Raw genomic sequence first — 5495 nt, forward strand, 5'->3', positions numbered from 1 at the left:
GAGGTTTTTCGAGGTGCCCACTATTGGCCAGCGGTCTTGCGCAGCCCCTGATACCTATGAGCATTGCAACAAATCCCCGGATACGGGCCAAATTGGAGGGACGTACGATAATGCGTAGATGCCCTCAAACCTTGTGTACAGGACGCTGCCCGCCGCCCTTACCTCACGCGACGGCCGAACCACTCACTTCCCGCGCAATTCACGCGCTCATTGCGAGTGCACGTTAGTTAAAGGGCCCCACAAAAAACTGTCCGGGAAGAATCGCCTCTCCATAGTCCCAACTGCATTTTCCCGGATTGAAGACCATGGAATGGAGCGCGAACGATCGCGCCCCCGTATCGGGATCAGCACCGCCAAGTTGCACAACAAGATACTGTCGATGAGGCGAAGCCGAACTCGGGTTGGCAACCAGACTCGGGCAGGCAACGGTTAGCAAATCCGCCGCTTTACCTCCGCCGGAGCCATTCAGCGATTCGGGACTATTAACTATCGCTATGCGGTGGGAATGCACTGCGCTGAAATGCGCATGCCCGTGAAATACAAGACGTACACCCGCGCCCGTCAAAATTTGCAGCGCCTTACCCTGATCGGCCAACGCCTGCTCGTCCTCATGCACACCGCCTGGTGCGGAAAACACAGGGTGGTGCAAAATCGCGATGCGAAGCAGTTCCTTCGGGTAGCGACTGAGCGCTTCACTCAGTGCACACCACTGCCCCTCGTCGACGAAGGGATCAACTTGCACGCCATTACCGGTCGGCCTGTTGCTGTTCAACCCGACAACGACGATTCCGAGGCGCTCGTTGTGCAAGACCGAGAATAACGAGGCTTGGTCATGGAAGCGCTGCCGACCACCCATTGGCTTACTACTATGCTCGAAGCGTTTCTCGATATCGCGATACGGGCCGGCCAACAACCCAACGAACTCGCCGAAAGAGCTCCAGGAAGGACCATTCGACGACGAGAACGTGATGTCATGATTTCCAGGGCAGAAAAAAATTTCATCCTGCGTCTTCAAGCCAAGCTTTCCAGTGATCCCTTGAATCATTTTATACGACTGAACTAGCTCGGGAGCTTGCTGTTTCCACGCAAAGTCACCACAGCAAATAAGTCCGTTGACTTTGCAGTTCTTCACGACCGTATCCAGACTATCGTAAAGTGATTCCAGAAAACGGTGTTGGCTGATACCACGCGTTTCGTCGAGGTAGCCTACATGCAGATCGGACATCACCACGAGCCCTATCGGAGTAGACCCAAGCAGCGAGGCGGCGCATTCGACCAGATCCTTGATGCCACGCTTGTCCTTGAAAAAAACAGCATGAATACGGCGCTTCGCGCGAACGTGCTCGACCTCCTTGAGCTGGTGGCGCGCGTAGTGGGTGAAGAGGATGACCGGAGGCATCGACCGAAGAGCAGAGAGCTTATTTAGCAAATCAAACGCGTTATGCCCTGGGGAATGCTTCGTGAGCTCGTAGTCGAGTATCAGCAAATCAACTCTGGTCTCATCAGTAAGGTCGTTCCATATGTCTCCATCCTTTCGACAATTAATGCGAACTTTCAGACCAAGTTCGACAAGTGCAAGCTCTAAAGCCGCTTTCGCCTGCGGGAGTTCTTCCGACGCGCTTGGCACTTCACTCCATTCGTCGTCGACCCAAAGGACGGATACTTCGCGCATTTTCCAAACTCCTGCGTAATTTCACGAGGAAAATCTTTCCGCGGATACTAGCCAGTGCTCACCCTGAGCCTCAATGTCTGAGTGTATCGCGCCGACGACCTGATTAAACCAATTGTGTTCTTCGTTGCCAGGAAACGGAACGTCGCAGTCAACGACGACGATGCCACATGGCGAATCAAGAAGCACACGAAAAAAAGCTCTGCATAATTTCGAAGCGCCGACGACTTCAGCCCAAACGTTGTAGTGAGGCACCAGAGCAGCGATGACAAGCCATCAACTAGGATACCGTCGGCGCTGAAAGTAGAAATCCGAAGCTGATCCCAGGCGAGCGGGGTGTCGTCCAACCCTTCGATCAGTTTCCAGCGCGAATCGCGTCGCCGACGATGACTCTCAATTCTCGGCATAAAAGCATGCTCGAGGGGCAACGTACCCACATAGAGCGGCTTTCTGTATCTCGCCATCAGCCGCGTTTCAGCAAGCTCAGATTTTCCGCAACCGCGGGGTCCGGTAACTAGAATGATCTTTGACTTACGAGCCACCGTCGCCTCTTTATTTGCCTCTCGCTCATCGGAAGAAGGGCGAAACTCTGAGCTCATTCCAGTCTCCTCATCCATTCACCGGTGCTGGCCAAATCGATAGCTGTCATCACCGGATACGAGGGTCTAAGTTGCAACTCGGCAAGCCTATACGTCCAACACAATTGTTGTGCGAGATCGCAGTCGATAGCCAGCGCCTTGGATACTCGAGCTACGTGCAGTTCAAGATCGACGCCGACAAGCGTACGCGATTCATCAGGCTGTAATGCATGCGCGTACAGACTCGAAAGTTCGACGACAACAGGAATGCGCGACACATTCGCGGCTGCCCGCAAGCGGTGCAATAGAAAGGGCGCCAGTTGTATATGAAAACGCACAAACGATTCCACGCTCAGAACCGCGTCAGTATAGGCGTCCACTAAACACAAAGATCCTCCAGGCATCACGGGCGAGCGACCTGCGGCAACACAATCAGACCAAGCTTGGCCGCGGAAATCGTCGGCCTCCAAATAGAGGCAAGACACTGACGCGAGCCGCGACTTTACGGTGGTCGTTTTTCCGACCCCAGGAAGCCCTAGTAGCCAATTGACTTTGCTCGTCATCAAGGCTGAACCCTAGCGCTTAACGGAAAGTCGATTCGGAGGATCGATGATCGTCCGTCCTCTCCTGCGGTCGACACTGTACAATCGTAAACTTCTCGCAAGAAGGAAATAGCAAGGTATAGGCCGTGCAGTTGGTCAATCGCGCCCCCCGCCAAGACAGCATCCACCGCTGCCCTAAGCTCGGAAGTACGACCCGCTGAATCTTCTATTTCCAGTCTGCCATACGCTTTTTCTCCGGGCTGCTGCTCAAAAGATGCTGGTGCGTGCCATGAGATCCGACTATGAATGTACCGACGCTTGGCCGCATCGCCCGATTGCCCGATTATTCGAGCGGCATTTTCATAAAAGCTAAAAAGCTGAATGCGAATCTCGGGCTCGAAGCCTTCGATGCGAAAATCACCAGCCACTTCAACTTTGTGCTCCAACTGAGGCGCCAAGCGCTGCAAATCGGTTCGGTCCTGCTCCTTCAAGTGAGCCAACCGATACACAGAATGGTGCTCGACATCGAGCTGTTGATCAGCCGGATCCAGCTTCAACTCGGAATAGAGAGCCCCTACAAGGTGCTGCTTTGCCCCCTCAATGGTCTCGGTGATCAGCGTCACGAGACTCGGGGGGACGTCTGGATAGCTATCTAGAACTGCACCAAGTGGCTTGAGCGCATCGGCATAATTATTTTTTACTTTATGCACAATTGACGCGCCGTAGCGCGCGAGTCTCCGCCATGACATCCTCTGAGTATCGCTGCGCTGCTCGAATCGAACCGCGCTCTGCAAATCACGAACCAGATCTTGCTGCTTGGCGCTGACTATGCTCCAGTCGGCAGCCAACGATTGATTGACCAATCCCAGCTCGTCGGCCGACAGGATGGCTGATGGTGCATAGGTACGCTGACGGTCCGCGGCCCTCAGGTTGTTCGTCAGATCGTTCAACAGCAATTCGGCGGACTCGGCGTTTAGGCGCTCCAAGGTTCTCATAAGGTGTTCGTCTGCCTGTTCCAGTGCGATCATGGCGCCGTTCCAGTCACCGGCCAGGAGATGAAGATGCGCTTCCTGCTTACAGCAATGTAGGTGCAAAGCAGCAGGCTTCTCTTCGAGTTTCGCCAAGACAGTCTTCGCCTCTCCAACCAGTTCGAGGGCGCTTTGTATAGCAGCACCGTCGCGCGCCGCCTTTCTTCCTTTGATTTCCGCCATGCGCATAAGATTGACCGACAGCGTCTGCCAGTCGCAAACGCTTTTGGCGAACGCGATTGAACTCTCTAGATAATCCTCTGCTTCACCTTGCCGTCCAAGCTGGATCAACATGTCGGCATAGTGCCCTTGTCGGATTGCCTGTCCGCGAGCGTCGGCGGGTTGATTTGAAAGATTCGCCAACATGTCGCGATATTCTTCGCGACACGCTTGGCGCTCCGAATCACAACTTGTACTATCAAAAGTAGCGCGGCAGCGCCGAAATGCAGTACGCGCGGAGCTGTTCGTCAAAGCACTATCTAAATCCTCCGCTCTACGCCATCGATCAAGGATTGCCGCCCTTCGATCTGACGCGATCTTCCGGGGGTTTCCTGCGTTTGCCGCCAACATGTCAAACTCTATACCCAACTGAGTATCAAGCGCGCGCGCGAACAATGATTCGCTAGCGGGCGCCCCGTCAGTTCGAACGAAATCAGGGGCTAGCCTTCCCGTCGCCAGACGCGCAAGTATCAGAGCCATACCTATACGCATATCGTGCGAATAGGCCGCCTTGGCTATGTGAAGCAGTATCTTTGCTTCTGCGATAGCGCGCGAATTTCTATCAATATTCTGGGGAATCGTGCTTGCCAGCTGCGCATTAATTTCTATTGCACTGCGGAATTTTCCTTGCCGCTTGTACAGCCTAGCCATCTTAAACCGATGGTCTAACCATGCAGGATAGTCCACGTGACTCGTGCCGCTGACATCGTTTAGTCCAAGACTTTCGCCGATTTCCGACAACGCTAAGAACGCGTTGGTCCGCGTGCCGCATGCAAGCGCTCTCATCAAGAGACGTCCCGCCCTGATATCTAGCGCTTTAGGAGCCTTCGAGTGTATTGCTAACCCGCGCGCCCAGACCAGCAGCTTCCAGTCTTGCGAGGGGTGAATCGTTTCAAAAGACAACTCATCGAGGTGCTCGTCGAGCGTCAGCCAAGCTTCGTGACGTAACAAAGGAATATTGCGCGCTTCCAGAGGCACCCCTTTTATCTTCAAGGCGTTCGAAACCACCTGCAAAGCCTCTTCAGTGGTCAATGGCCAAGTCTGGGTAGATTCCGTCACGACGTTTGGCTCTCAGGAATCCGGCCAGGAAGCAGCGGCGGATTTGGCTACCCGGTTCAAAGCGGCTCTTTGCTGCTCACTAACGCCTAATCGGTGTGCGTATTCCGTGAAACAGGCGAGCAATTGGTGGGGGGGGGGGGGGGGGGGGGGGCCCCCCCCCCCCCCCCCCCCCCCCCCCCCCCCCCCCCCCCCCCCCCCCCCCCCCCCCCCCCCCCCCCCCCCCCCCCCCCCCCGCCCGCCCCCCCCCCCCCCCCCCCCCCCCCCCCCCCCCCCCCCCCCCCCCCCCCCCCCCCCCCCCCCCCCGGGGGGGGGGGGGGGGGGGGGGGGGGGGGGGGGGGGGGGGGGGGGGGGGGGGGGGGGGGGGGGGGGGGGGGGGGGGGGGGGGGGGGGGGGGGGGGGG

4 protein-coding genes are annotated in these 5495 nt (G+C 56.5%); all 4 read right to left on the bottom strand.

Annotation, left to right across the window (positions count from 1 at the left end; translation table 11 throughout):
* Positions 1–223: 223 nt before the first annotated feature.
* The 4 genes from OD750_RS08550 to OD750_RS08565 all read right to left on the bottom strand — a co-directional run bounded on the left by OD750_RS08550 (position 224) and on the right by OD750_RS08565 (position 5095).
* Positions 224–1672, bottom strand: a complete 1449-nt coding sequence (locus OD750_RS08550; protein ID WP_263543886.1) for a metallophosphoesterase — start codon at positions 1670–1672, stop codon at positions 224–226.
* Between the two features lie 47 nt (positions 1673–1719).
* Positions 1720–2268 carry a bifunctional adenosylcobinamide kinase/adenosylcobinamide-phosphate guanylyltransferase gene (locus tag OD750_RS08555; RefSeq protein WP_263543885.1) on the bottom strand — a complete coding sequence of 183 codons (549 nt, stop codon included), beginning with the start codon at positions 2266–2268 and terminating at the stop codon, positions 1720–1722.
* Positions 2265–2627 (bottom strand): hypothetical protein, encoded by a 363-nt coding sequence (locus OD750_RS08560; protein WP_263543884.1) that lies wholly within the window; start codon positions 2625–2627, stop codon positions 2265–2267. The genes OD750_RS08555 and OD750_RS08560 overlap by 4 nt, the downstream gene beginning before the upstream one ends.
* Positions 2628–2809: 182 nt before the next feature.
* Entirely contained in the window at positions 2810–5095 is a 2286-nt protein-coding gene (locus OD750_RS08565; protein WP_272841896.1) for a hypothetical protein, read from the bottom strand.
* Between the last annotated feature and the right edge of the window lie 400 nt (positions 5096–5495).

It is taken from the genome of Tahibacter soli (assembly GCF_025717065.2).
In the GTDB taxonomy this organism is placed as follows: Bacteria; Pseudomonadota; Gammaproteobacteria; order Xanthomonadales; family Rhodanobacteraceae; genus Tahibacter; species Tahibacter soli.

Excerpts from the sequence above, each read along its gene's own strand:
- OD750_RS08550 (WP_263543886.1), bottom strand. The coding sequence starts at position 1,672 with ATGCGCGAAGTATCCGTCCTTTGGGTCGACGACGAATGGAGTGAAGTG.
- OD750_RS08555 (WP_263543885.1), bottom strand. The coding sequence starts at position 2,268 with ATGAGCTCAGAGTTTCGCCCTTCTTCCGATGAGCGAGAGGCAAATAAA.